Here is a 24,403-nt window from a genome sequence, read left to right as displayed (position 1 = left end):
AAAGCGTCCCGATTTAAATCGGGACGCTTTTTTTTAATCCTGATGGATCGGTTCGTGATTGGCATGGCAGGCATCTGCACATTCCTCGCAGGCAACAGCGCATTGTCTACAATGTTCATGATCGTGTTTGCTACATTCGGCTGCACAAAGCCTGCATATTTCTTCACAGAGCAATAAATATTGATGCCCGATAATTGAATCTCTTTGCAATAACCGGGCTGCCTGGGTACAGATATCTGCGCAATCCCGATCTAGTTTAATACAGTCAATCATCATGTTGATGTCTTCTTCTTTTAAGCAGGACGATGCACAATGCTCGCAAGCTAGCGCGCAATCTAGTAAAGCCTGGATTAAACCATGGTTGTTTCTCGTTTCCATATCGTAAAAGTTTTGGTTATACCTATTTTGTATATTAATAACCTGTTGGAAATTAAACTGTTTTAAAAAAAATGAAATTGGCGACTGGTTGCTTTGTGCGCAGCTAATTCAATAGTGTATGCCCTATAATCTATTAGGTTGTATTTTTAGCCACAGAGGAGGCACAGGTCATTAAGTTAAGCGCCATGGTTGTCAGTCTGTCCAAAGGACTCCTGTGGAGAGCGTAGTCGAAGATCATTATTTTCGCATTTAAAAACCCAATTTAATATTTTCATGTTTGAAGCGCAATGCTTGTACATAGCAATAAGTGCGTTCCCGTTTTACGCTTATACGCTTTGCTGCCTCGTACCTCGTTGCTGCAGGGTATCGCTTCAACCGGGGCTAGCTGGCCACAACAGCATTTCATTTTTGGGGTTGCAGGGTGTACAACCCCTTGTTCTTAAACCCGACAATAGCGGCAGCTCCCGATTTAAGAACTGTTTTCTTCTTTTTATGGTGTGCTTGCTTGTTCACAGGTTTCATCGGGACTAAAGCGAATGGCGGGACTGCAAACCGCCAAGAACTACTACCGTTACATTTTCTAATAAAAAGACTATCCTTCAACTACGCTCGAGTTGCCCCCTTCAGGAAATCTCGAAATGTTAAAATATCTTAAATAACGGGCTGTTCAGCCAAATCCCTGTACTCAAACCAATATTCATCCGTTTTTCATAATCAAGATTTAGTTTCGCTATTTACCGATTGATAATCAGCGTTTACCGATACGCTATAAATTAATTTTTTTTATTGTTCCATATTTGAATCAGCAACAAAAACCGAATATTATGGCTTTAGCTAGCATTAACCTCAGCGTAAAACAATATTTCAATTTCATGTGCAGAACAGATTTTGAAAGACGGATATTTCACGATACTTACAAAGAATTTCAAAAAAGATCAAAAATATACAACTTAGATGAGCACGCACATACCTTTTCTCAGATGCAGCAAGCCAGCGAAAAGGCAAATACATTACACCAAAAGCTTCAGTACTCCGTAATGAACAGCATTGCGGCCTTAGCAAATAAAATGCCTGTTTTAAGCGATTTAGAAGATCACCCGATCCTTTTCGATTGGGCCGAATTACATATTTATGCTTCAGATCTGTTAAATAAAGCAGCGCATGTGGTATCGATCACCTATACCAGCCCGAAATTAATTTTACACGAAATCATTGGTGATCTGTTAATCTTAAGTTATAATGGTAAAGAAAACGAAACATTAGTGGTGAAAATTACCGAAAATCTGAAGGTAAATTATGAGCAGCACGAAAACCTGGTTTATAGTTAATTTAACCTGATTTCTTTCCAGATAGTCCGTATTGATTACGACGGCAATTATATGTTAGCGTAGTATTTGCTTTTTTCAGGTAGAAAAGCGGAGGCAAAGGCCTGTTTTGAACGTGCTTTATTGATAAAACCGGGCAATACATCGAGCAATGATAGACTAAATCTGGCCGCTAAATCGGGCTTAAAGGGCAAACTATCAATATATTTAGCGTTATTTATATAATAAAAAAATAAAAAATTGATTTATAGGGATTTAACTCTATCTTTGAAACAAATTAAAATACAATACAATGCAACAAGGAACAGTAAAATTTTTTAATGAAACTAAAGGTTTCGGATTTATCACTCCATCTAATGGCGATGCCGAAATTTTTGTTCATGCTTCAGGCTTAATCGATAACATTCGCGAGAATGATACCGTAAACTACGATGTAGAAGAAGGTAGAAAAGGCCTAAACGCGGTAAATGTTAAAGTAGCTTAAGAAAACTCAAACACATAAATCGTAAAAAGTCCCGATGCAAATCGGGACTTTTTTTGTGGAATCAACTTTTGAATTGTCGATCCTCACATTTATCTGCCTGCCAAATTTTTGCTGATTTCACTGTCAACAAAATCTAAAGAAAGATCATTGTTGGTTAATACAGTGCCGTTTTTATCTACTAAAAAGAAGTAAGTAACATTATAATTGCTCAGGTTCTTTGCATTGGGCGATTTCGCTCCCTGAAGATCTGAATATTGTGGCCAGGTAAGGTGGTCGTCCTTGATCACATTTACCCACCAGTCTCTTTTCTTATCGAACGATACCCCGATAAATTCTACATCTTTATTTTTATACTTCTCGTAGAGTTCAACCAATACCTGGTTGTTTTTTCTGCTTTTCCCACTGTAAGAAGTCCAGCATATAACCAGGTTTACCTTTTTAAGTATACTTAGATCGAATTTTTTTCCATCTGGATTTTCTCCTTCAATATTAGGCATTTTACTTCCCGCCATCATCTGGTTAGCTTGTTTAATCTCTTCTAACAGACTTTTACCCTTTTTGCTTTCCTGGATTTCCTTATCTAAACTGTTAAAAATCGATAAATAATTTTTGGGCTCCGAATCTGCCCTGCCCAGTTGTTCCAATAAAAAGAGGCTGTGCGCAGAACCGGGGTGCTTTTTAGCAAAGGCCTTTATGATATCCAATTGGAGTAAGATTTTTTTCTCTCTCCAACGGTCTGCATTTTTGGCCTTTTCCATAATGTTGCTTTGCGTGGCTCGGTCAAATTCCGATTCAGCAATGTCCAAACTATCAAGTAGGTTTTTACTCATGCCGTCTTTTAACTTATAATAGTTTATAAATTGCTCACCCTCTTCAGTTGGAACGCTTTTTAAAGGATATGAATTGATATTTTTTCCATCAAGAACGCCTTTGAAGCTGCCTTTATCAAGGTAGAAGTAATATTCTCCGGTGCGACTGCCATCTTCAGTTCTTAAAGTGGCATAGCCTTTTATTGGGATATTGATTTTAAAAGTCTGATTGCTATTGGTAATGTTTTCAACTTTCAGTGTTTCGCCCTTTTCAGCGCTTTGAATGGTAATTACGGCATTTGGGCCAAAGTTTTTGGTTTCGAGATTAAAAGTAGCAGGAGTTGGATCGCAGGAAGAGAAGAGGCCCGCTAATAAAGTAAGTAAATAGAGCTGTTTTTTCATGTTAATAATTTGATAGAGCAATATAACGAAAAACTTAGTTATATGGGTTTGCATAACTAAAATAAATTCTCAAAAAATCGTCATTGCGAGGAGGAACGACGAAGCAATCCTATACTTTGGTTTATTATGGCTTTCATAATGAGATTGCTTCGTACCTCGAAATGACGAATATTTGGTAAGTGAAACCACAAATGTTCCCATATTCTTTCAATTATTTCCGAATATGCTTTAGAATGTTTCTAAATAAATGTTTTATCGTTGTTTTGTCATATTCGTTTATAAATTAAACTCATAATTAGATACTTTTGCAAGAAATTTAGATATAAATCCTAATCAAATGAGTGGTTTCGGAAATGCATTTTCTTCTTCAATAGGGAAGAAATTCATCATGGGTATTACAGGTTTGTTCCTGATACTTTTTTTAATTGTACACTGCGGTATTAATGCTTTAATTTTTATTAGCGACGGTGGTTTAACATTTAACGTAGGCGCACATTTTATGGCCACTAACTGGATTATCCGGGCTGGCGAGATTGTGTTGTTTATTGGTTTGCTTGCGCACATTTTTCAGGCGTTGCGTTTAACGTTGGAAAATCAAAAAGCACGCCCAGTTAAATATGCCGTAAACGATGGTAAGGCAAACAGTAAATGGTACAGCCGTTCTATGGGCTTATTGGGTACACTTTTACTGATTTTCCTGGTGGTTCACCTGAAAGATTTTTGGGTAGTTTCCCGTTTTACAGGAATCCCAACGGTTGATGCCAACGGACATGAAGATCTTTATGCGGTAATGAAAGAGAAATTTCAGGATCCGGTAAGGGTTGTCGTATATATTCTTGCTATGTTTTCTTTATGCTACCACTTATTGCATGGTTTTGCTTCCGCATTCCAAACATTAGGATGGAACCACTCAAAATATAACGGTATAATTAAAGGAGCTGGCGTTTGGTATTCGGTTATTATTTCGATCCTTTTCGCAGCCATGCCGATTGCAGTTTATTTCGGTCTTATTCAATAATTTTTAGCACAAAAGATATGTCAGATATTAATTCAAATATTCCAGAAGGCGAATTAACCAGCAAATGGACAAAATATAAGTCTTCTGTGCCTTTGGTTAACCCATCGAACAAAAGAACTATTGAAGTAATCATAGTAGGTTCGGGTTTAGCGGGTGCTTCGGCAGCGGCTACTTTGGCCGAAATGGGTTACAAAGTAAAATGTTTCTGCTTCCAGGATTCACCACGTAGAGCACACTCAATTGCTGCTCAGGGTGGTATCAATGCAGCAAAAAACTATCAGAATGATGGTGATAGCGTTTATCGCCTTTTTTACGATACGATTAAAGGTGGCGATTATCGTGCCCGCGAAGCCAATGTGCATCGTTTGGCCGAAGTAAGTGCCAACATTATAGATCAGTGTGTGGCTCAGGGTGTGCCTTTGGCACGTGAGTATGGTGGTTTGTTAGATAACCGCTCATTCGGTGGTACACAGGTACAACGTACTTTTTATGCAGCTGGTCAAACTGGTCAACAGTTATTATTAGGCGCATATTCTGCTTTAGAACGCCAGATTGGTATGGGTAAAGTAGAAATGTATACCCGCCACGAAATGCTTGAGGTTGTTAAAATCGATGGCAAAGCACGTGGTATTATTGCACGTAACTTAATTACAGGAGAAATAGAGCGTCATTTCGGTCATGCAGTGGTATTGGGAACAGGTGGTTACGGCAACGTATTCTATCTTTCTACCAACGCGATGGGAAGTAATGTTACTGCAGCATGGAAAGCACACAAACAAGGTGCTTATTTTGCAAACCCATGCTACACGCAGATCCACCCAACTTGTATCCCGGTTTCTGGCGATCACCAGTCTAAATTAACCCTAATGTCTGAGTCGTTGCGTAACGATGGACGTATCTGGGTTCCTAAAAAGAAAGATGATAACCGTAAAGCTTCAGAAATTCCTGAAGATGAAAGAGATTATTATTTAGAGCGCCGTTACCCTGCTTTTGGTAACTTAGTTCCTCGTGATGTGGCCTCCCGTGCTGCGAAAGAGCGTTGTGATGCAGGTTATGGAGTAGGCGCTTCCAAGTTAGCAGTATACTTAGATTTTAAAGCCAATACAGAACGTTACGGAAAAATCGAAGCTTCTAAAGCCGGTAACCACAATCCTGATAAAGAAACCTGTATGCGCTTAGGTACTGCAGTAATTAAGGAAAAATATGGTAACCTGTTCGATATGTACGCGCAGATTACCGGTGAAAATCCTTACGAAACACCAATGCGTATTTATCCTGCGGTTCACTATACCATGGGTGGTTTATGGGTTGATTATAACTTAATGACATCGGTACCTGGTTTATACTGTACTGGCGAGGCTAACTTCTCAGATCACGGGGCCAACCGTTTAGGTGCATCTGCTTTGATGCAAGGTTTAGCTGATGGTTATTTCGTTCTTCCTTACACCATTGGTGCTTACTTATCAAAAGAGATTTCGGTAAAAGCAATTCCTACTGATCACCCTGCCTTTGTAGAGGCTGAAGAAAGAGCAGTTGGTATTTTAAATACACTGATCAATATTAAAGGAACTAAGTCGGTAGATCATTTCCACAAACGTTTAGGCCACATCATGTGGGAGAAATGTGGTATGGCCCGTAACGAAAAAGGTTTAAATGAAGCAATTCAGGAAATCAGAGCTTTACGTGCTGAATTCTGGAGCGATGTTCGTGTACCTGGAACAGCTGATGAATTAAACACCGAATTGGAAAAAGCTGGCCGCGTTGCTGATTTTATCGAGTTAGGCGAGTTGATGTGTATTGATGCGTTAAACCGTAACGAAAGTTGTGGCGGTCACTTCCGTGAAGAGTATCAGACAGAAGAAGGTGAAGCACTACGTGATGATGAGAATTATGCTTACGTAGCCGCTTGGGAATTTAAAGAAGGTGTAAACTTCGAACTTCATAAAGAAGAGCTGAAGTTTGAAAATATTAAAGTAGCACAAAGAAGTTATAAATAGATAAGAGATGTGAGATGTGAGACATGAGATGAAAATCTTGGCTCTCACATCTAATGTCTCAAATCTCAAATCTGAGATACAATGAGTACAGGAAATATGAACTTAACGCTAAAAGTTTGGCGTCAAAAAAATAACAATGCCAAAGGTGCTTTGGTAGATTATAAATTGGCCGATATTTCACCGGATATGTCTTTCTTAGAGATGTTCGATGTATTAAACGAACAATTAATTAATAAAGGCGAAGAGCCAGTGGTATTCGATCACGATTGCCGCGAAGGGATCTGCGGAATGTGCTCGATGTTTATCAACGGCCGTCCGCACGGACCTAAAGACTTGGTTACTACCTGCCAGTTGCACATGCGTTCTTTCAAAGATGGCGATACCATTGTTGTTGAGCCTTGGAGAGCAGCAGCTTTTCCGGTAGTAAAAGATTTAACCGTAGATCGTTCTGCTTTCGATAGAGTTATTGCTGCAGGTGGCTTTATTTCGGTAAACACAGGTAATGCGCAAGATGCGAACAACCTGCCAATCCCTAAAATGCAGGCAGATGCTGCTTTCGAAGCCGCAGCTTGTATTGGTTGCGGTGCTTGTGTGGCAACCTGTAAAAATGCTTCAGCAATGTTATTCGTATCAGCTAAAATCTCTCAGTTGGCACTGTTACCACAAGGTCAGCCAGAGCGTTATCGCAGGGTGCAGAGCATGGTTGCGCAAATGGATGCTGAAGGTTTTGGTAACTGTACCAATACTGGTGCTTGCGAAGCCGAATGCCCTAAAGGAATCTCTTTAGAAAACATCGCTCGTATGAACCGCGATTTTGCATCTGCAAAATTTATTTCAGAAGAAACCATTTAAAAGTTTAAGATATACTGTGCACCCAGCTTAACCACTGGGTTCTTGAGCCTCCACAACGTGGAGGCTTTTTAGTTTTAAAGGAAACTACAAACTAATCATTAAATAGCTGTTTAAGACACATTATCAGACTAATACTGGTTAATAGACCAAGAATAAATAATGAATAAATTTTAATGATTTGTTAGCATGCTAACGACTAAAACAGATACATATTTAATATTTGCCCGCTGTTATGAAAACATATGAAACTTTATAATTTAAAACCGAAACCTTGCACAACAAAGTGGGCTCGAAATAAAAGTTTGCGAAAGTCGCAATAATCTTATGTTTGCATATTAAAATTTTGCGTATTTAGAAATTTTATTCTGTAATATTTGCATATACATTAAAATTTTTCTAAATTTAGTCTTCCGAGACAGGAGAGAAAACATAAAACCCCGGCAATTTTGCTGGGGTTTTGTGTTTTTAAGCGGATTGATAATATTGAGTTTAGTTCATTTTAAAGTTAACGTTGATATTGTATTTAACACGCACTGGCCTGCCATCAATTAAACCTGGGTTCCATCTTGGCGATTTGTTCAATACCCTTAAAGCCTCCTCATCGGTTTCTTTGGTTAAGCTTCTTGTAATTTGAACATCGGTTAAAGTTCCATTTTTTTCCACCACAAAAGAAGCAAATACCTTGCCCTGGGTTTTATCTTTCTTGGCTACTGCGGGGTACTTAATTTCACGGCCTAAGTACTCATAAAACCTCGAAATGCCGCCTGGGTATTCTGGAGCCTTTTCCAATGAAGTAAAATCATAAACTTTGTCCTGATTATCCTGCGCTTTAGCAGAATTAAAGAACATGGCGATGCCCGTTAGGGCTAAAAAGATTAGCTTTCTCATTGTTTTTTTATTAAATGTTGATTATTTAGTTTTTCTTGGGCGTTGCTTTTGATTTTTTAGTGGTAATAATCACGACTCCATTTTTGCCCTTATCGCCATGTAAAGTTATTGCAGACGAATCTTTAAGCACTTCTATTGATTCAATAGATTGTTGATCCAGGTTTTTTATTTCTGAAACTTCTTTCCCATCAACGACATAAAGCGGCTTTGCTTTGGGGTCAAAATCTCGGTTTAGTAGGTATCGCTTTCTGACAGGCACTTCGCCATTAGGTAATGGGCGCACACTAAAGCCCGATACTTTTCCATTCAAAGTAAGGTCTATAGGTTTTATTGCTTTGTTTTTAAGTGTGTAACTGCCTACTGCATTACTTTTGGTTTTAACTTCTATTACACCTGCAAAACCATCAGCCCCATAATTAGCCCTTGCTAAACTATCTTTTAAGATGCTTACAGACTCAATGTTATTAGGATCAACCTCAGTAAGTGATGATGTGCCCCTTATATACTGTTTATTGCCATCTATTACAATTAGGGGTTCAGTGCCAGAGGCGGGTATGCCTCTAAGTATAATTTTGGTTGTTTTTGTGCTGTCTGCCTTTTGAGCAAAACCAACTAAACTAAAACCCATCATTATGGTAAAGGCGATTATATTTTTCATTTTGGTTAGAATTTTCTTTTAAGTTCAAAAAAATTAGAAGTTTTGTCGATAGTAAGTTCCTTTGCATCCAATGGTCTGAAAGCACTATTTTTAGACCCTTTACTTGTAATTAGAATTACACCCGTTTTGGCTCTTGGCCCATAAAGACTAACAGCTGCCTGATCTTTTAAAACAGAAATTGATTCTATATTATTTGGATTTATAGTACTCAATTGGCTATTGTTTGGCAACCTCACACCATCTAAGATGATCAATGCTTCTTGATTTATGCCATCTTTAAAGGTGATCCGGTTTGTTGGTATACTGCTTGTTTTAGTTTCTTTAGCGGGGTCATTGAGTGTGAAATTAACATTGATGTTGTATTTTACCCTCACAGCTAAACCATTTTGGATGCCCGGGTTCCATTTTGGCGATTCTTTTATAACCCTCATCGCTTCTTCATCGGTACCACTTCCTAAACCCCGTGTGATTTGGACATCTGTTAAAGAGCCATCTTTTTCAACCACGAAGCTGAGGAAAACTTTACCTTGCACATTATTCTCCTGCGCCATTTTTGGATACCTGATGCTGCCACTCAGGTATTTATAAAACTTGGCTATACCGCCCGGAAACTCCGGTTGTTTCTCGATTGAAACGAAATCATACACTTTATCTGTATTTTCAGATTTAACGGCACCGGTTTCAGTTTCAGTGGTTTTAGGAAGATAAGATATAATGTTAATCTTGTTCAGATTTACATATCCATCCGATTTAGGCAATAATTTATTCTTAAACTCTTCTGAAGATTCTGGAATTTTAAAACTTACCGTTAAAGCATATTTGCCATCTGCTACAGTTTTAAATCCTTTATAGGATAAAATTGCTTTCATCACTTCTTCATCGCAGCCTGCCCCCAGTTCTACATTCGATGTAATATTGGTAACCCTGCCGCCTTTTAGATTAAATTTTATCTGGGCATTACCTTGTACCTCATCACTGCTGGCTGCGCCTGGGTATTTAATATTTCTTAATAGAAACTGGTAAAATCCTTTCCAGTTTGCATCTGTTTTGCCATCAACTGAAATTTTAGGTGCTACAATTATTTTCTCAGGTGTTGTAACCATGTTTTCTACAATCTCAATCGGTTTCTCTAAAGGGATTTGATCGGTAATGGATAACAACTTCTCATTTTTGCGGACAGTAGCCGACGAAAACACAATCAGAAGGGCAAATAAAGGGATAAAAATTCCATACTTCATAATAGCGATCTTTTTAGACCGCTCTTTATGAAGCATGAAAATTCTTTTTTTGATCAATGATTTTTCTAAAAAGCCATTTGTTAAGGCATTTGGCGAAATGCCGAACGACTTACTTAGCAATAACATCGCATATTCTGCCTTATCACCCTGAAATTCGGCAGCAAGTTCATCAGCTAAAAACTCGTGGATATTTTTAATTGCTTTTTTATAAAGGTAAATCACAGGGTTTAACCAGGTGATAATCCCTATAATTTCGAAAAATAAAATATCTACGGTATGCCATTGTTTGATGTGTGCTTCTTCATGAATATCAATCACATCCATTTGTGGCAATTCCTGATCAATTACTTTTTTGCCAAAAAAAGAGAAAGCCGAGCCAGCCTTGCTTATTGAAATGAGTTTTTTAACCGCTAATAGGTTAAACACCAATCTACCTAAGAAAAACAAAATACCAGCGCAATAGATGTAAACGAATGCATTGCCCCAGTTAAAACCGGTATTGCGCTCCGTTACAATCGTTGCTTGTGCTAATACGGCTTCCCAATTAACTGAAGTATAAACCTGTTGCGCCGCTTTCTGCTCCGTTAGCCATTCTAAACGAATAAATGGTATAGATAACGACAAAACGCCCGCAGCTACTAAATAAATGCGGTTTAAAGTGAAGTAGGTCTCCTTATCTAACAGTAATTTGTAAAAACCGAAAAAAACAATTAAGTATAAGTTCACCTGTAATAGGTAGTGGGCAAAACTCATTTTGGCTTATGTTTAATTTTATTAATCATTTTTAAAATTTCATCAACATCGCTTAAATCCAGTTTTTCTTCTTTAACGAAGAAAGAGAACATACTCTCTACCGAATTTTCGAAGTAATTGCCCAACAATTTTTCTGTTGCATGGCGTTTATATTCTTCTCTACTGATTAAAGGATGATATTGATGGGCCTTACCGAAGGCTTCATGACCAATAAAACCTTTAGTTTCTAAAATTCTAATAATGGTTGATACGGTATTGTACGCAGGTTTAGGGAGGGGGAGTTCATCAATAACTTCTTTGACGAATGCTTTTTCCAATTGCCATAAAACCTGCATAATCTGTTCTTCGGCTTTGGTTAAATCTTTAATTTCCATAATAGTTAATAATAATAAGGATGATGACAAATTACTTTGCCTTAACTAAAGTTAAAACTAATTAGTTAGTTATCCAAATTTTATTGAATAAATTATTAGAAAAATTAACGAGAACGACTTTTTGTTCCCTTTTAAGGTTTTACTTTAAGAAAAGTATTGAATTTGAATTCGTAATTTCTGTAAATCAGTCGATTGTGGTTATCCTGCGAAAATGAGGACTATATTGTAATCAGGTTGTTTTTGATGCCATATACCACTAATCCCGTGCGCGATTTAATATTCAGCTTTGCAAAAAGAGATTCCCGGTAGTTATCTACTGTGCGCGGACTAACATTCATGAGGTCTGCAATTTCCTTATAAGTAAGTTCAGTACTGCAATATTGTAAAAATGTAAGTTCTCTTGCAGAGAATACCGGTTTTTGATCACTGTCTTTCAGCGCCACCAAAAGCCTGCCCGATACCAATTCATTTACATAAAAACCTTTATCTACTATTACTTTAATTGCGGTTAGCAGATCGGATGGGGTTGATTCTTTAAGCATATAGCCTCCGGCACCGGCTTTAAGCATCCCGATAATCGCTTTTTCATCTTCGAGCATACTTAATGCAAGCACATGTACATTCGGATGATTGGTTTTAACCCATTTAGTTGCTGCAAAGCCGTCCATTACCGGCATATTAATGTCCATTAGCACCAGTTGAACGTGTTTGTGGTTGTTTATTTTAGACTGTAGATCTAATCCGTTCACAGCCTCAAACGTGACATTTATTTCGTCAAATTCTTCCAATAGGCTGGCCAATCCGGAACGGAAAAGCGTGTGGTCATCAACAATAGCGATAGAGATACTTTGTTCTTGCATACAATTAAGGGTATGGAACTTCTATTGAAATGGAAGTGCCTTCGCCTGGAGTCGAATTTAATATTAATTTTCCATTGATCATCTCAATTCTTTTATAAATAGAATTTAGTCCCATTCCTGATTTTTTTGATCTAATTTCTTCGGGGTTAAAACCAATCCCATTTTCGGAAACCCTTAAATATATAGTATTGTCTGCCAGATGCGAATCGATTTGAATATCGGTTGCCTGGGCATGCTTTATGATGTTATTGATGATTTCTTGCAATAAACGGAGAATGATTAAATCTTTGTTCGGCGATGTAATTTGCAGATCGATTAATTGATTGTTAATTTTTAGTTCATAAGAACCAGCTTTATTCAACCAGTTAATTTCCTGATCAATTGCGTGGCCAATGCCGTTTTCTACCAGTTGCTCGCCATGTAATAGTTTTGCCAACTCCCTTAATTCTTTAATAGATTTGTTAACCAGTGCTAACGAATTGTCGATTTTCTTTTTGGCCTTTTCCCCATCGTTTAAATTTACAGAGTTTAAGGTGAGTGTGGTAAGGCTGAGCAACTGGCCAACATTATCATGTAATTCTGTGGCTATACTTTGCATCGTTTGATCTTGTACTTCAACGCGGGTTTGAAGCATTTCGGACTCAAATTTTTGCTGCATATTCTGCTTTTCCAGAAAATGGTTCTTTTTATGCCTGGTATAAGATCTGATATATAAAATCAAAAAAACAGGCATAAGAAGAAATACCAAAGTTGCAATGGCAACTAAGATTGCAATTTTTGTTGTTTCATTCTGCATATAAAGGAATATAACCAAAAGCTATATAAAATAAGGTTTAACAGGATATAAATAAGGAATTTTAAAGCAAAGCCTATAATTTTAACCGTAAATAACCCATCAAAAATATTCGACATGGTACTTCCAAAGTAATAAAACAAGACTCCTGTTACCCACCAAAATTCAGGATGAGTTTTGATTTCGATAAAGTTTTCATCTTTTAACAACAAATAATAGTAGTAAAGGCAATAAAGCGTGAAAATGACAGACATCACACTAATTGTAATGGTGTTTAAATTGGTAAACGGTTGGGTGGTTAAAAAGAAAATATAGGTAAGGACTATAATGCCCAAACCTATAATAAATATAGATTTGGGATTAGTATATTTTTTGATACAATGGTAAAGGCCATATAATATTGCGCTGATTTCAAAAACAATATAAATATTAAATAGCCATAAATTGTGTATACCTCTTATAGCCAGATAGGCAGCGGCTTCCTCAGTAACTAATGCAATGGCTAAATAACAGGTAATTACTTTCCCAAAAGCATGTTTATCTTTCCATATGATTGCAATAGCAGCTATAAAACAGATAACTTCTGCTATAAATATAGGAGTTAAGTACCTCATGCTTTATAATTGTGTGCCTTCACAAAATTCTGGACAGCCCTGACCTCTGTTTCCTATGTCATCAAGGTTATCCTGATGCTCTTCATCATTGCTTTCGCATGCCATAGTGGGTACCAATAACAAAGTGTTTTTACCTGCATACCCACTTTTTACCCCTTCAGGTAAAACATCGGTATATTGCGCAAAATAGAGCCTTAACCCATCATATTTTCCTTCGCTCATTAATTTTGCAATTTCCATTATCTGTTCTGCCGGAAACCATACTGCTTTAGTGAAAGATTGTGGGAATTTTCTTGCCTCGACAGCATAGGCATCAACCATGGCCTGCGCAACCTTCTTATCGATAGGTTCCGAATTTAATTTTTGACTCATAAATTTATTGTTTGATTTTCTCTAAAAATCGATAATAATAAGGGTTTCGGCAAGAGCTATTTGCAATTAAAATACCGTAAAAATACCCTTTCATTTAAGGCGTTTTGCGCTAACGGCGAATTGCGACGTACCACTACTTTTGGTATACAATAACAGCTGAATAATTTGTGATTGTAAACGATGAATGCCGTGGGCCCTATTAAAACAAATATTTTGAACTTATTTTAAAACAAGTCTGATTTTTTAATAGAGCTTGATTATAGAAACATTAACCATTTAATTCTTTCAAAAATGATAAACAATATCCTGTTACGGGAAAATCACAGTTCGATCAGCGAAAGGGAAGTTGAAATTGTACACTTGTTATCGATGGGGTACAACAGTAAAGAAATTGGCGAAATGCTTTTTATCAGCGAGCATACCGTTAATACGCACCGAAGAAATATGGTAAGAAAGCTCGATCTTAAAAATTCTTATCAATTAATTGTTTGGGCCTTTAAAGAAAGAATATTATCCTTATAAAGGTTAAGATACGCATAACCTCTCATTCTAAACAGCAAAGCCTGCTATTTGATACTAAAGTCAAATCAGCAGGCTTTTGTTTATATACTATATTGCTTTAAGGTCTTGCGGGTTGTGGAGCAGGTAGTTCTTTTCTTGGGATCTGTGCCTCGCGCTGCGAAGTATTGTAAACAAAAGAAGCGATAATGGTTGCTGCCTGTTTTAAATCATCCTCAACAAGCCTATCATAAGTATCCATATTGCTATGGTGGGTACGGGTATTGTAATCGGCAGGATCCTGAATAAACTGGAAACCTGGGATACCTACGGCATCAAAGGCTTGGTGATCGGTACCGCCTGTGTTATTAATGGTGATGGTGGTAGCGCCAAGATCGTTAAAAGGTGTTAACCAACTTTGAAAAATTGGACCAGCGGCTGCATTGCCCTGTAAGTAAACGCCGCGGATTTTTCCTGTTCCATTATCGAGGTTGTAATAAGCTGATATTTTTTTCTGGTCTGGTGTTAATACCATGGTTTTCGGATCGCCAAAATGTTTTGCCACATAACCCCTCGATCCAAATAAACCTTGCTCTTCTGAGCTCCAAAGTGCAATACGGATGGTGCGCTTTGGTTTAAAATCTATCGCTTTTAAAATACGCATGGCTTCCATCATTACGGTAGAACCTGCTGCATTATCTGTAGCGCCCGTTGCCGCATGCCACGAATCGAAGTGCCCGCCAATCATTACCACTTCATCTTTTAGTTTTTTATCGGTCCCAGGTATTTCGGCAATTACATTATATCCTTGAGGATCCTGATCGTAAAATGAGGTTTTGATGTCAGCTTCAATTTCTACAGGCTTGCCAGCACGTAAAAGACGCAATATATGCAAGAAATCTTCTGCTGCAACTTCAAGTTCAGGCGATACCGGTTTTGCATCCAAAGCATAAGAAGCACCGTTACTGGTGAAAAACGTCCCCTGTCCTCCACGGGCATAAGTTAAAATTAAACCTACTTTTTCTTCTACCAGCATGGCACTCATTGCCGCACGGATTTCACGCATTTTCATCATCTGTGCCATTCTATCGGCCATTGGCCCGCCATTAGGGCGTTGTCTTGGGCCTGCAGGTTGTGGTTTTGCTGCGGCCATTTGTGCCAGGGTAGTATCGGCATAGCGCAGAAAATCGGGCTTAATGCCACTTGTTAGAGGGGTACCCTGATCCATCATAACGATTTTTCCGGCCAATTTGCCTTTATATTTTGCTAAATCGGCAACACTATCGGCCTTGATTAAAATGACCTGCGATTTGATCGGGCCATTTGTACCAGGTGTCCATGCTTTAGGAGAGGCAATAATGGCATGATAGTAAGGAAGTGTAGTGGCGGCATAGTATTTGTCTATCTGCCAGCCTTTACCGAAAGTTCCCCAGGCTTCAAGATGTACATTTTTTAATCCCCAATCGCTTAGTTGCTTCACAGCCCAATCCTGTGCTTTTTTTAATCCCGGAGAGTTTGATAAACGGGGACCGCTTACATCAGTTAAATTAAAAGCAATATCCATTGCCTTCGAATTTTCTAAACCTTCCTTTCTTATTTTTTGTACTACAGCTGCGTCAGGGGTGTCTTGCGCAAAAGCTGAAAAGCACAGGCCAAAGGCCAATGCGGTGATTGTAAATTTTTTGATCATTTTATGAATAATTTGGTGGTTGATTTTGATCTAAAATACACTTTAAACCACTTCAAATTATTATCCAATGAGATTTTTACATATCGCATTGTCTGGTACAAGAAATTTACAGATTGAAACTATTTTATGCTCTTTTTGGTTACAATAAAATAGCCAATAATGAAAAGAACCAAAGCATAAATCAAGCTTGTCCATATTTCCTGCGTAAAAACCGGAAAATCCAGCGGATCGCCTCCTTTTTTTACCTTAGTCATCTTTAAAGACAGAGCAGGTAATGAATAAGGGATCAGGTAAGCATATTTCCACCCTACATTTGCGGTAATAATGCCCATAATGGTTCCAATAAAGCCAATGCCCATCGGCTTAAGAAAATCGCTCCATAGCAGGCTTAATATGAACTGTAGCGATAAAATGCCTAAAGATGATAAGAATAATTTGCCGTAAGAGTTAACCAGGATATTTAGCGGGTTGTACTGATTAAAATTAAGCTTAGGCACCAATACCTGTAATAAGTGGCCAAAGGCGTAAGTAAGTGTAGCAAATAGGAATAAACAGATAAATATTAACAACACAGCATACAGGTATTTAGCCGCATAAATCGAAAATTTATTTAAGGGTTGGGCAAATAACATTTTCCAGGTATCGTTTTTATGTTCGATATTATTGACCGAAAAGGCCATGAATATAACATAGAAGGGCATTATTAAGAATCCCATTACGCCGAGTGCTGCTCCACTGTAATGTGCCCATAATATCATTGGAGGATAATGGTTGGCGATGATTTTCTCAGCGTCGGAATAAAAACCAAAGCTGATCAACCCGCATATAATAACTGGTAATAATATCGCTGCCCAGAAAGCTAAGGTTTTTCTGGATTTGTAAAATTCTGATACTAAAGAAATATAAAGAGCGTGCATGTTAGTTTGTTTTGGTAATATCAAGGAATAAATTTTCGAGGTCTTTTCTTTGCTGGTAAAGACTGCTTACAGTAAAACCATTTTGGATAAGTAATGTATTTAGTTCTCCACTTTTTTGTGATGAAGTAAATGGTATAGTAATTATCTTTTCGGTTTTTGCTATAATTTCATAACCCGACTTGGTTAAAAGGGAACTTGCGCTTTCGATCTTGTCGACTTCGATTTCGAGCACAGGTTTGCTCAGTAAATGAAGTTCGTTAATGGTGCCTTGAAATAATAGTTGACCTTTGTTTATAATGCCAACATGGGTTGCTGTTCTTTCTATTTCTGCCAATAAGTGGCTTGAAACCAATATTGTTTTTTGGTGTTTTGTAGCTAAATCGATCATGAGGTTCCGGACCTCAATAATGCCATTTGGATCTAAACCATTTGTAGGCTCATCCAGCAGGAGTAATTCTGGGTCTGAAATTAGTGCTTGCGCAATGCCTAGCCGTTGTTTCATACCTAACGAATATTTACTGGCTTTTTTATTTGCTGCTTCTGTCAAACCTACTAGTGACAGCATTTCATCAGCTTTCGTTTTTTTTATGCCTAACAGAATACAGCGGTTAATGAGGTTTTCTTTCCCTGTTAAATGCCCATAAATGGCTGGCTGTTCTACTAGAGCGCCAATGCGTTTAAGGGTAGCTATACGGTTACTGTTTATTTCTTTACCGAATATAAAAACCTGATCAGAAGGCGATTTGAGCAGGTTAAGCAAGATTTTTATAGTAGTTGTTTTTCCAGCCCCATTTGGACCTAAGAAGCCGTAAATGCTGCCTTTTGGTACTTGTAGTGAGAGATCTTTTACAATAACCTGGTTGCCGAAGTTAAAGTTTAAACCTACTGTTTCGATAGCGTAATTACCCATTGTTTCTATTTAAAAATAGCAGTTACTTGTTTCACAACAGAACCAGGTGTTTTTGTAGGTTTTACAACTATTTCTGCATCATTCTGATTGGTGCTAACGGTAAGTGTTAAAATAATCATCATAAATACAGGTAATAATAAAAGTAAAAATGGTGATGTGTTTGCTAACTTTTTCATGATCGATAGTTTTATTTGAGCGGTTGCGAAAATACCATCAGTAATTACTGTTTGATTTTTTAAGTTAATTGCTGATGATGTTTTCATTTTGTTTTCGTTTTGATGATTCAAAGAAACTCAAGAAAAACAACCTGCTAAAATCTATTATACCAAGTGTTCAAGATTCTAGATCAACAGACATTTTTGGCGTTTGTCGATAAAATTTGCCTATTGGGCCGTTGGTAGAAAAAAAATGCCCGTTGGTAGATTGTGTAAGTAAATCGATAAAACTTTATTTATTTTGGATGCATGAAAGAATATGTGTCTATTAAACGGATATCAGCTTTCATAACCATTTAATATATTTCTAATGAAACAAAGTAAGGGGCCTTTAATATTACATGCTATTTTTTGGACAATTATTGTAATGCTAATTGTTGGGATGAATATTTTTGATACTTCAATACATACAGCTAAAGATTATTTTATCAGCTATGTGGTATATGGAATAATCAATATTTCAATTTTCTACATTAATTATATTTTCTTAATTCCTGAACTGATCAAGAAGAGGAAGAAATATTTTATATACGTATTAGCATTTCTATTATTAATTGCGGTGTCTGTTGTTGCTAAAACAGCCATAGCGGTATTGTATCCGGATGATGTGTTAACTGCAGTAAATGCCAAAGGAAAACGTATGGACATACCTGTTCATAATTTTGTGATCATGGTTACTTTCCTATCAGGTTTTTTCTTAATCTGCAGCTGTATTATCAAATTTACGATCGATTGGTTTGCAAGCGAAAGGATCCAGCGGAATTTAGAAAGCGAACGCCGCGAAATGGAACTCCAGTTTTTAAAATCGCAGCTAAACCCGCATTTTCTTTTTAATTCGCTTAATAACATCTATTCACTAGCCTATCAAAAATCGGATAAAACTGCCGATGCCATTATGAAGCTTTCGGAAATTATGCGTTACATGATTTATGAGAGCAATACGCCAACGGTAGCGCTAAGCAAAGAAGTAGACTATTTAACCAGTTATATCGAATTGCAAAAAATAAGGTTTAAAGATGGTGCCTATATCGAGCTTACCTTAAACGGCGAAATTGACAATCAAAAAATTGTTCCTTTAATGTTGATTTCATTTGTAGAAAATGCATTTAAACATGGGGTAGTAACTGATCCGGCCGAACCGGTAAAAATCAATATCATTGCCAACCAGAAGATTTTGCATTTTAGTGTAGTAAATAAAAAGAACCAACAGAACAAAGATGCGCAGGGAGGGGTTGGTTTAACCAATGTAGAACGACGGTTACAATTGGTTTATCCTGATAGATATAAATTAAATGTTGTAAATTCGGCTACTCATTATACCTGTGAACTGATGATTGACATATAATCCGTTAACTAACCATAGCCCGGATAAAATCATTAATTAAAATAATAACCTAAAATGAACTTAAACTGTATTGTTGTTGATGATGAGCCTTTAGCGCTTGATATTTTACAGGATTATATTTCGAAAGTGCCTTTTTTAACCATGGTTAAAAGGTGCGAAAACCCTATTGAAGCTTTGCAGATTGTTCAGGGCGGAGGGATTGATCTTGTGTTTTTAGATATTCAAATGCCTGAGCTGACCGGAATCCAGTTTTTAAAAATTGCTGGCAATAAATGCCACTATATATTAACTACCGCTTACCCACAGTATGCTTTAGAAAGTTACGACCTAAATGTTTCGGATTACCTGTTAAAGCCAATTGCATTCGACCGTTTTTATAAGGCGGTAGAAAAAGTACATAATCAGGTAAAACCGGTTGAAGCCCCTGCAAGTGTAGCACAGCCCATCATTACACCTGCACCGTTTTCTGGTTCAGCAAATCCTGTTCAGGATTATATTTTCGTTAAAACAGAGCACAAGATTCAAAAAATCTATCTGCATAATATTTTATTTATAGAAGGTTTAAAAGATTATATCTCGATATTTACGAAAGATGAGCGTGTAATTACGCTACAGAGTATGAAGAAGATGGAAGAAGCTTTGCCTCAAGGTCAGTTTATCAGGGTGCACAAATCTTATATTGTGGCTGTTGATAAAATTGAAAGTATTGAGCGTAGCCGCATTACCATCAATCAAAAGATTATCCCTGTTGGCGATACTTACCGCGATGAATTTTTCAGGGTGATCGGAAATAAGAACATTTAGAGCGTATGGCGTTAGGCGCTTAGCCAGTTCAAACAATTAACCTTTTAATTGCCACGGAAGCACAGAAACCACGGAATGATCCTGCCGCGATTGTCATCCTGAGCGGAGTCGAAGGATCTTTAAAGAGATTAATAAAAATTATAAAGTAGCAGCCTGTTCCATTGGTTGACCTAAAACTTTCCTGATTTCGTTTTCTACCTCAAGCGTAATATCATTTGGTGTTTTTAAGCCCGGTTCTATCGGTTTTAAAACTGTCCATTTTAGCGCATTGCCAGTGGTTAATGGAAACATGCCAAAACGAACAATTTTCCACGAATTTTCTATGGCCACCGGAACGACCAAAGCATTGGGTACTACTTTTAATATGGTAGCAATACCTCCAAATTGGAATGTTTTCAGCTGACCATCTTTCGCCCGGGTTCCCTCTGGGAAAATAACAGTACTCCAGTTGTTTTCTTTCATTCTACGGCCAAGTTTAATGATTTCGGAAATGGCTTGTTTGTTATCTTTTCGGTTGATGTTTGCCCCACCGCCTAAACGCAGGTTAATGGATATGGATGGAATACCTTTGGTAAGCTCAATTTTAGAGATAAATTTTGCACTATGTTTCCTTAAAAACCAAATTAACGAAGGGATATCGTACATACTCTGGTGGTTTGCGGCAAAAATAATTGGTCTATCTGTCGGTAAATCGTGTTCATTCTTAAAACTGATTGAATTGAATAGAAAGATCTGGCAGTAGGTTAGGAAAAAGTTAAGGATATCTACCGAAACTTTATGCGCTTTATAACCAAAAAGCTTAAAGCAAATCCATTGTATAGGATGGAAGATACAAAGTGTTAATCCAAAGAAAATATAAAAAATAGGGCTTAAAATATATCCGAAAAGCTTGCTCATCTGGTTGATTTAATAGATAGCAAAGATAATAATAAATTATTCTGGTTTGATTATCGCAATTACAACTTGGTGCATCACAAATTGCAAAAGGTTTAAAGCTGTAAACATGTATTTGTCGTCATTCCGACCGTTGCGGAGGAACCTTTAAAATTGATTTAATTTATGCGCATTGAAAGATTTCTCGACTACGCTGCACTGCGCTCGAAATGACGGAATCTAGGTTAATCGTTATGAGGGAATCTTAATATATTATTCTATAATTCGCCGTTCATTATCATCAGTTTTGCTCTTAAAATTGCGGCAACGCTTATCGAATCGGTAATCTCTCCATTCAAAACCATTTGATAAGCTTCATCAAAGGACAATTTTTTTACCACGAGTTGTTCCGTTTCTTCTGGCATCGCGATACCTTGAATTAAACCAGTAGCAACATAGATTATGCTCAGTTCATCGCTCACAGAGTTAGATAAATGTATTCTTTGGATCTCTTTCCAGTTTCTGGCGCTCATGCCCGTTTCTTCCAATAATTCCCTTCTGGCGCTTTCTAGCGATGCTTCGTGAAATGGGCCACCACCTTCGGGAATTTCCCAGCTGTAAGCGTTTAGGGCATACCGATATTGACCAACCAACCAGGTATTGTAATTTTCATCTAGTGGGAGGATTCCGATCGCCAGGTTTTTAAAATGAACGGTACCATAAATTCCTTTTCCGCCAGAGGGGTTAATCACCTGATGTTCGGTTAAGCGAATCCAGTTGTTATCGTACTTTACCTCGCTCTCTAGTGTTTTCCAAGGGTTGATCTCTTCCATGGTGCAAGATAAGCAATATGATTTTATCTTACTGTGGTTTTGCAGGAGGCGGCGGTGGTGGAATTTTATTTACGGTAATTTTAGTGAAACGATAATTTAGGCTAAAAGTGAAATTCTGCGTGTTATTGGTTGAATAATTCTCCAACCTGAAATTCTGGCCTTCATTGTAAAAGGTATTGGTCCTGTTTCCTAAAATATCATTTATTGTTACGCGAAGGTTTAACCGGTTACCAAAAAAGACTTTCCTGGCCGAGAAATTAGAAGTAATGGAACCTTTGCTCCGGCCTTGCGCATTAGTATTGTTGGCATAATTTAAGTTCGATTCGAAAGCCGTTTTAAGCGGTAACTGCATCGATAGGCCAATTGCCCCTCTAAAACTCAAACCATCACGGTTTAGCGAACTGTTTAATTGCGATTTATAATTACTTTGGATCACACTGAAATTTCCATTGGCTGATATCTTATTGGTAGGGCGATAATTCCCGATTAGGATAAGCGATAGCGAATTATTGGTGCCGACATTATCGTAAGTGCTTTCAGATCTGGCTGTATTGGAGCCTGGAATTAACGTTACCGTGCGGTAGCGTTCTATAACTCCTTGACTGGTAGAATAAGAAAGCCGCGGGTTGAATGACCATTTCTGGCCAAAAGCCCCAAAATTAATATCAAACTGGTGGGTGTAAGCTGGCGATAGATTAGGATTCCCGTAGGAGATATTAAGTGTATCAACATTATTAACCTGTGGGTTCAAGGTATTTTCTCTTGGCCGGTTTACACGGATGCTATAGGTAGCACCAATATTGTACCGTTTGCGGTAAAATCGATTTAAAGATAAATTAGGGAAAACGCTCAAATAAGGTTTTACATTATAATTCTGCCCGGTTGATAAATCGAAAGCTACATCTGTAAGTTCTGCCCTAACTCCCGTTTTAACACCCCAGCCAACCTTCCGGTAGTTGTAGGTGGCATAGGCAGCAGCTATATTTTCATTGTATAAAAACTGGTTCGATAATTTGTTGTTACGCACAAACTGTTGCGTTGCAAAATTAAAATTTTCGATTAACAAGTCGTTATCGTTCTTTCTGTAGTTAAAAGCTAGCCCGGCTTCAATGCGGTCGCGTTTATTGAATATTGGTTTTTCGTAATCTAAGGTTACGTTTAGTCCCCTGTTTCCGGTGTTGTTATTGTTTTGCTGTAAAGTTGGGGATGATGTATTGGGTTGAGTATAAGTGGTGCTATAATCCCTAAAATCGATACTCTTGTTGGTGTTGAAATTTAATCCTAAAGATATTTTACCTCCGCTGGTATCGGTCTGAAGATCGTAATCGGCATTAAAAACAAAGTTATTGCTATTGCCTTTACCCGTATTATGCTGGTTGCGGAGACGGTTTTCTATCCGTTCTTCGCTTAAGTAATGAAGATCGGTTGTAGCATTTGAATTTGAATTATTGAGGTTGTAATTGGTTGATAACCGCAGACTTTGCTTTGGACTAATGGTCCAATCTAAACCTATTCTAAAATTTCCACCGTTGTTATGGTTCCGGTAAGCCCCATATTGGTCATAATAGAAAGTTGTATCGGGAAAAAAGTTTTCGCGGAAATTGTGGCTGTCACCTTTCCCAACATTATAACGATAAGCAGCGCTTCCATTTATAGCATAAGATTTTCCGCGGTAAGATGCATTGGCGTTGGTATTACCGTTGCCCTGCAATCCACTCGAAACACCTACATTACCGTTAAAGCCAACCTTGAAGCCTTTTTTCATTACAATGTTAATGATGCCTTCGCCATCTCCGCTATATTTAGATGGTGGATTGGTAAGGACTTCTATCTTATCGATGGCATCAGAAGGTAGCACATTTAGCAGGTCGGCGATGTTCGAGGTCATATAGTCTGAGGGTTTACCATCAATAAAAACCCTCGTACTTCTTTTTCCTGCAATGGTAGCGTTGCCATCAATATCTACCTGCACCATTGGTACGTTTTTTAATACATCTGTTGCGGTACTGCCTTCGGCTAATAGTGTTGAGCCAACATTGTAGGTAACACCATCAGCTCCGAATTCGATAGGTGGTTTTTGGACGGTAATGGTTACTTCCTGCAAAGAATTTTGTTCAGAGGTTAGTTTTAATGCGCCCAGGTTTTTATCAAAATCTTTTTCTGTTATGGCTATTCCATTTACTTTTAATGGGGCATAGCCAACAAAACTTATCCTAATGCTATAATTTCCTGTTTTTAGATTTTTAATACTAAAATGGCCATCCTCATCTGTGGCAGATGTAACTATGGGCTGTTCAGATCCATCGATATAAACAGATATTACCGCTGATGGAATAGATAATCCACCAACTTCTTCAATCACTTTTCCACTGATTACACCTTTTTCTACAGCAAGCGCAGTAAAGGCCTTGAGTAAAATTAATAAGGTAAAGCAAAGCTTAGGTAAAAGTTTTTCCAATATCTGATTAGTTAAAAAAGGTGCTTAGAAATATTTTTCTAAGCA

Annotated in this window: 25 protein-coding genes; 8 read left to right on the top strand and 17 right to left on the bottom strand. The window is 37.6% G+C overall.

Translation table 11 applies throughout. The features are described 5' to 3' along the window. Window positions 1-33: 33 nt before the first annotated feature. Entirely contained in the window at window positions 34-378 is a 345-nt protein-coding gene (locus AC1DNH_RS16825) for a four-helix bundle copper-binding protein (RefSeq protein WP_083505280.1), read from the bottom strand. 824 nt (window positions 379-1,202) lie between these two features. On the opposite strand from AC1DNH_RS16825, the gene AC1DNH_RS16820 reads away from it, so the two are divergent. Then, complete coding sequence (locus AC1DNH_RS16820) at window positions 1,203-1,706, top strand: hypothetical protein (RefSeq protein WP_477582462.1); 504 nt, start codon at window positions 1,203-1,205, stop codon at window positions 1,704-1,706. 289 nt (window positions 1,707-1,995) lie between these two features. Beyond that, the gene (locus AC1DNH_RS16815; protein WP_010599638.1) at window positions 1,996-2,187 is read left to right on the top strand and encodes a cold-shock protein; all 192 of its coding nucleotides are present in this window, start codon (window positions 1,996-1,998) and stop codon (window positions 2,185-2,187) included. Window positions 2,188-2,276: 89 nt separating this feature from the next. Here AC1DNH_RS16815 and AC1DNH_RS16810 read toward each other — a convergent pair whose 3' ends face one another. Then, window positions 2,277-3,398 carry a TlpA family protein disulfide reductase gene (locus AC1DNH_RS16810; protein ID WP_477582464.1) on the bottom strand — a complete coding sequence of 374 codons (1,122 nt, stop codon included), beginning with the start codon at window positions 3,396-3,398 and terminating at the stop codon, window positions 2,277-2,279. Between the two features lie 337 nt (window positions 3,399-3,735). Here AC1DNH_RS16810 and AC1DNH_RS16805 point away from each other — a divergent pair, with 337 nt between their 5' ends. The 3 genes from AC1DNH_RS16805 to AC1DNH_RS16795 all read left to right on the top strand — a co-directional run bounded on the left by AC1DNH_RS16805 (window position 3,736) and on the right by AC1DNH_RS16795 (window position 7,265). Beyond that, window positions 3,736-4,416, top strand: coding sequence for a succinate dehydrogenase cytochrome b subunit (locus tag AC1DNH_RS16805; protein WP_215129647.1), 681 nt, complete (start codon window positions 3,736-3,738; stop codon window positions 4,414-4,416). Between the two features lie 17 nt (window positions 4,417-4,433). Then, window positions 4,434-6,413: a fumarate reductase/succinate dehydrogenase flavoprotein subunit gene (locus AC1DNH_RS16800; RefSeq protein ID WP_057931499.1), complete on the top strand. Its 1,980-nt coding sequence runs from the start codon at window positions 4,434-4,436 to the stop codon at window positions 6,411-6,413. Window positions 6,414-6,494: 81 nt separating this feature from the next. Next, entirely contained in the window at window positions 6,495-7,265 is a 771-nt protein-coding gene (locus AC1DNH_RS16795) for a succinate dehydrogenase/fumarate reductase iron-sulfur subunit (RefSeq protein ID WP_477582466.1), read from the top strand. 489 nt (window positions 7,266-7,754) lie between these two features. Here the strand turns inward: AC1DNH_RS16795 and AC1DNH_RS16790 are convergent, their stop codons facing one another. From AC1DNH_RS16790 to AC1DNH_RS16755, 8 genes are all read right to left on the bottom strand, one after another. Continuing rightward, the gene (locus AC1DNH_RS16790; RefSeq protein WP_477584961.1) at window positions 7,755-8,153 is read right to left on the bottom strand and encodes an energy transducer TonB; all 399 of its coding nucleotides are present in this window, start codon (window positions 8,151-8,153) and stop codon (window positions 7,755-7,757) included. Window positions 8,154-8,178: 25 nt separating this feature from the next. Further along, window positions 8,179-8,811, bottom strand: coding sequence for a TonB-dependent receptor plug domain-containing protein (locus AC1DNH_RS16785; protein WP_477584962.1), 633 nt, complete (start codon window positions 8,809-8,811; stop codon window positions 8,179-8,181). A gap of 5 nt (window positions 8,812-8,816) precedes the next feature. Further along, entirely contained in the window at window positions 8,817-10,802 is a 1,986-nt protein-coding gene (locus AC1DNH_RS16780) for a TonB family protein (RefSeq protein ID WP_477625524.1), read from the bottom strand. After that, window positions 10,799-11,176 (bottom strand): BlaI/MecI/CopY family transcriptional regulator, encoded by a 378-nt coding sequence (locus AC1DNH_RS16775; protein ID WP_029280636.1) that lies wholly within the window; start codon window positions 11,174-11,176, stop codon window positions 10,799-10,801. The genes AC1DNH_RS16780 and AC1DNH_RS16775 overlap by 4 nt, the downstream gene beginning before the upstream one ends. Before the next feature lie 218 nt (window positions 11,177-11,394). After that, window positions 11,395-12,036, bottom strand: coding sequence for a response regulator transcription factor (locus tag AC1DNH_RS16770; protein ID WP_477586303.1), 642 nt, complete (start codon window positions 12,034-12,036; stop codon window positions 11,395-11,397). 4 nt (window positions 12,037-12,040) lie between these two features. Beyond that, window positions 12,041-12,832 carry a sensor histidine kinase gene (locus AC1DNH_RS16765; RefSeq protein ID WP_477611571.1) on the bottom strand — a complete coding sequence of 264 codons (792 nt, stop codon included), beginning with the start codon at window positions 12,830-12,832 and terminating at the stop codon, window positions 12,041-12,043. Continuing rightward, entirely contained in the window at window positions 12,799-13,443 is a 645-nt protein-coding gene (locus AC1DNH_RS16760) for a hypothetical protein (RefSeq protein ID WP_477584767.1), read from the bottom strand. The genes AC1DNH_RS16765 and AC1DNH_RS16760 overlap by 34 nt, the downstream gene beginning before the upstream one ends. 3 nt (window positions 13,444-13,446) lie before the next feature. Continuing rightward, window positions 13,447-13,815 carry a hypothetical protein gene (locus AC1DNH_RS16755; RefSeq protein WP_477584766.1) on the bottom strand — a complete coding sequence of 123 codons (369 nt, stop codon included), beginning with the start codon at window positions 13,813-13,815 and terminating at the stop codon, window positions 13,447-13,449. 291 nt (window positions 13,816-14,106) lie between these two features. On the opposite strand from AC1DNH_RS16755, the gene AC1DNH_RS16750 reads away from it, so the two are divergent. After that, on the top strand, window positions 14,107-14,337 hold the full coding sequence (locus tag AC1DNH_RS16750) for a response regulator transcription factor (protein WP_057931491.1): 231 nt from the start codon (window positions 14,107-14,109) through the stop codon (window positions 14,335-14,337). Between the two features lie 97 nt (window positions 14,338-14,434). Here AC1DNH_RS16750 and AC1DNH_RS16745 read toward each other — a convergent pair whose 3' ends face one another. The 4 genes from AC1DNH_RS16745 to AC1DNH_RS16730 all read right to left on the bottom strand — a co-directional run bounded on the left by AC1DNH_RS16745 (window position 14,435) and on the right by AC1DNH_RS16730 (window position 18,093). Further along, window positions 14,435-16,003, bottom strand: a complete 1,569-nt coding sequence (locus tag AC1DNH_RS16745) for a M28 family metallopeptidase (protein ID WP_477609993.1) — start codon at window positions 16,001-16,003, stop codon at window positions 14,435-14,437. A gap of 119 nt (window positions 16,004-16,122) precedes the next feature. Further along, entirely contained in the window at window positions 16,123-16,920 is a 798-nt protein-coding gene (locus AC1DNH_RS16740; protein ID WP_477584548.1) for an ABC transporter permease, read from the bottom strand. Between the two features lies 1 nt (window position 16,921). After that, the gene (locus tag AC1DNH_RS16735; RefSeq protein ID WP_029276702.1) at window positions 16,922-17,830 is read right to left on the bottom strand and encodes an ABC transporter ATP-binding protein; all 909 of its coding nucleotides are present in this window, start codon (window positions 17,828-17,830) and stop codon (window positions 16,922-16,924) included. 5 nt (window positions 17,831-17,835) lie between these two features. Continuing rightward, a complete protein-coding gene (locus AC1DNH_RS16730; RefSeq protein ID WP_477584549.1) occupies window positions 17,836-18,093 on the bottom strand; it encodes a hypothetical protein in 258 nt (85 codons plus the stop codon). 262 nt (window positions 18,094-18,355) lie between these two features. Here AC1DNH_RS16730 and AC1DNH_RS16725 point away from each other — a divergent pair, with 262 nt between their 5' ends. Continuing rightward, window positions 18,356-19,390: a sensor histidine kinase gene (locus tag AC1DNH_RS16725; protein WP_029276706.1), complete on the top strand. Its 1,035-nt coding sequence runs from the start codon at window positions 18,356-18,358 to the stop codon at window positions 19,388-19,390. A 54-nt stretch (window positions 19,391-19,444) separates the two neighbouring features. Beyond that, window positions 19,445-20,194: a LytR/AlgR family response regulator transcription factor gene (locus AC1DNH_RS16720; protein ID WP_477584550.1), complete on the top strand. Its 750-nt coding sequence runs from the start codon at window positions 19,445-19,447 to the stop codon at window positions 20,192-20,194. Between the two features lie 138 nt (window positions 20,195-20,332). Here AC1DNH_RS16720 and AC1DNH_RS16715 read toward each other — a convergent pair whose 3' ends face one another. The 3 genes from AC1DNH_RS16715 to AC1DNH_RS16705 form a co-directional block, all read right to left on the bottom strand. Beyond that, complete coding sequence (locus tag AC1DNH_RS16715) at window positions 20,333-21,091, bottom strand: lysophospholipid acyltransferase family protein (RefSeq protein WP_477609606.1); 759 nt, start codon at window positions 21,089-21,091, stop codon at window positions 20,333-20,335. A gap of 254 nt (window positions 21,092-21,345) precedes the next feature. Further along, entirely contained in the window at window positions 21,346-21,900 is a 555-nt protein-coding gene (locus tag AC1DNH_RS16710) for an NUDIX domain-containing protein (RefSeq protein WP_477578383.1), read from the bottom strand. A 28-nt stretch (window positions 21,901-21,928) separates the two neighbouring features. Then, on the bottom strand, window positions 21,929-24,358 hold the full coding sequence (locus AC1DNH_RS16705) for a TonB-dependent receptor (protein WP_477578381.1): 2,430 nt from the start codon (window positions 24,356-24,358) through the stop codon (window positions 21,929-21,931). Window positions 24,359-24,403 lie beyond the last annotated feature (45 nt).

The organism is Pedobacter sp. 01N310, assembly GCF_056399805.1.
The sequence above is the reverse complement of the archived record's forward strand: the minus strand, read 5'-3'. Positions and strand labels throughout refer to the sequence as shown.

Bases quoted from the DNA above. Each gene is read 5' to 3' on its own strand.
- AC1DNH_RS16825 (WP_083505280.1), bottom strand. From the start codon at position 378: ATGGAAACGAGAAACAACCATGGTTTAATCCAGGCTTTACTAGATTGC.
- AC1DNH_RS16820 (WP_477582462.1), top strand. From the start codon at position 1,203: ATGGCTTTAGCTAGCATTAACCTCAGCGTAAAACAATATTTCAATTTC.
- AC1DNH_RS16815 (WP_010599638.1), top strand. From the start codon at position 1,996: ATGCAACAAGGAACAGTAAAATTTTTTAATGAAACTAAAGGTTTCGGA.
- AC1DNH_RS16810 (WP_477582464.1), bottom strand. From the start codon at position 3,398: ATGAAAAAACAGCTCTATTTACTTACTTTATTAGCGGGCCTCTTCTCT.
- AC1DNH_RS16805 (WP_215129647.1), top strand. From the start codon at position 3,736: ATGAGTGGTTTCGGAAATGCATTTTCTTCTTCAATAGGGAAGAAATTC.
- AC1DNH_RS16800 (WP_057931499.1), top strand. From the start codon at position 4,434: ATGTCAGATATTAATTCAAATATTCCAGAAGGCGAATTAACCAGCAAA.
- AC1DNH_RS16795 (WP_477582466.1), top strand. From the start codon at position 6,495: ATGAGTACAGGAAATATGAACTTAACGCTAAAAGTTTGGCGTCAAAAA.
- AC1DNH_RS16790 (WP_477584961.1), bottom strand. From the start codon at position 8,153: ATGAGAAAGCTAATCTTTTTAGCCCTAACGGGCATCGCCATGTTCTTT.
- AC1DNH_RS16785 (WP_477584962.1), bottom strand. From the start codon at position 8,811: ATGAAAAATATAATCGCCTTTACCATAATGATGGGTTTTAGTTTAGTT.
- AC1DNH_RS16780 (WP_477625524.1), bottom strand. From the start codon at position 10,802: ATGAGTTTTGCCCACTACCTATTACAGGTGAACTTATACTTAATTGTT.
- AC1DNH_RS16775 (WP_029280636.1), bottom strand. From the start codon at position 11,176: ATGGAAATTAAAGATTTAACCAAAGCCGAAGAACAGATTATGCAGGTT.
- AC1DNH_RS16770 (WP_477586303.1), bottom strand. From the start codon at position 12,036: ATGCAAGAACAAAGTATCTCTATCGCTATTGTTGATGACCACACGCTT.
- AC1DNH_RS16765 (WP_477611571.1), bottom strand. From the start codon at position 12,832: ATGCAGAATGAAACAACAAAAATTGCAATCTTAGTTGCCATTGCAACT.
- AC1DNH_RS16760 (WP_477584767.1), bottom strand. From the start codon at position 13,443: ATGAGGTACTTAACTCCTATATTTATAGCAGAAGTTATCTGTTTTATA.
- AC1DNH_RS16755 (WP_477584766.1), bottom strand. From the start codon at position 13,815: ATGAGTCAAAAATTAAATTCGGAACCTATCGATAAGAAGGTTGCGCAG.
- AC1DNH_RS16750 (WP_057931491.1), top strand. From the start codon at position 14,107: ATGATAAACAATATCCTGTTACGGGAAAATCACAGTTCGATCAGCGAA.
- AC1DNH_RS16745 (WP_477609993.1), bottom strand. From the start codon at position 16,003: ATGATCAAAAAATTTACAATCACCGCATTGGCCTTTGGCCTGTGCTTT.
- AC1DNH_RS16740 (WP_477584548.1), bottom strand. From the start codon at position 16,920: ATGCACGCTCTTTATATTTCTTTAGTATCAGAATTTTACAAATCCAGA.
- AC1DNH_RS16735 (WP_029276702.1), bottom strand. From the start codon at position 17,830: ATGGGTAATTACGCTATCGAAACAGTAGGTTTAAACTTTAACTTCGGC.
- AC1DNH_RS16730 (WP_477584549.1), bottom strand. From the start codon at position 18,093: ATGAAAACATCATCAGCAATTAACTTAAAAAATCAAACAGTAATTACT.
- AC1DNH_RS16725 (WP_029276706.1), top strand. From the start codon at position 18,356: ATGAAACAAAGTAAGGGGCCTTTAATATTACATGCTATTTTTTGGACA.
- AC1DNH_RS16720 (WP_477584550.1), top strand. From the start codon at position 19,445: ATGAACTTAAACTGTATTGTTGTTGATGATGAGCCTTTAGCGCTTGAT.
- AC1DNH_RS16715 (WP_477609606.1), bottom strand. From the start codon at position 21,091: ATGAGCAAGCTTTTCGGATATATTTTAAGCCCTATTTTTTATATTTTC.
- AC1DNH_RS16710 (WP_477578383.1), bottom strand. From the start codon at position 21,900: ATGGAAGAGATCAACCCTTGGAAAACACTAGAGAGCGAGGTAAAGTAC.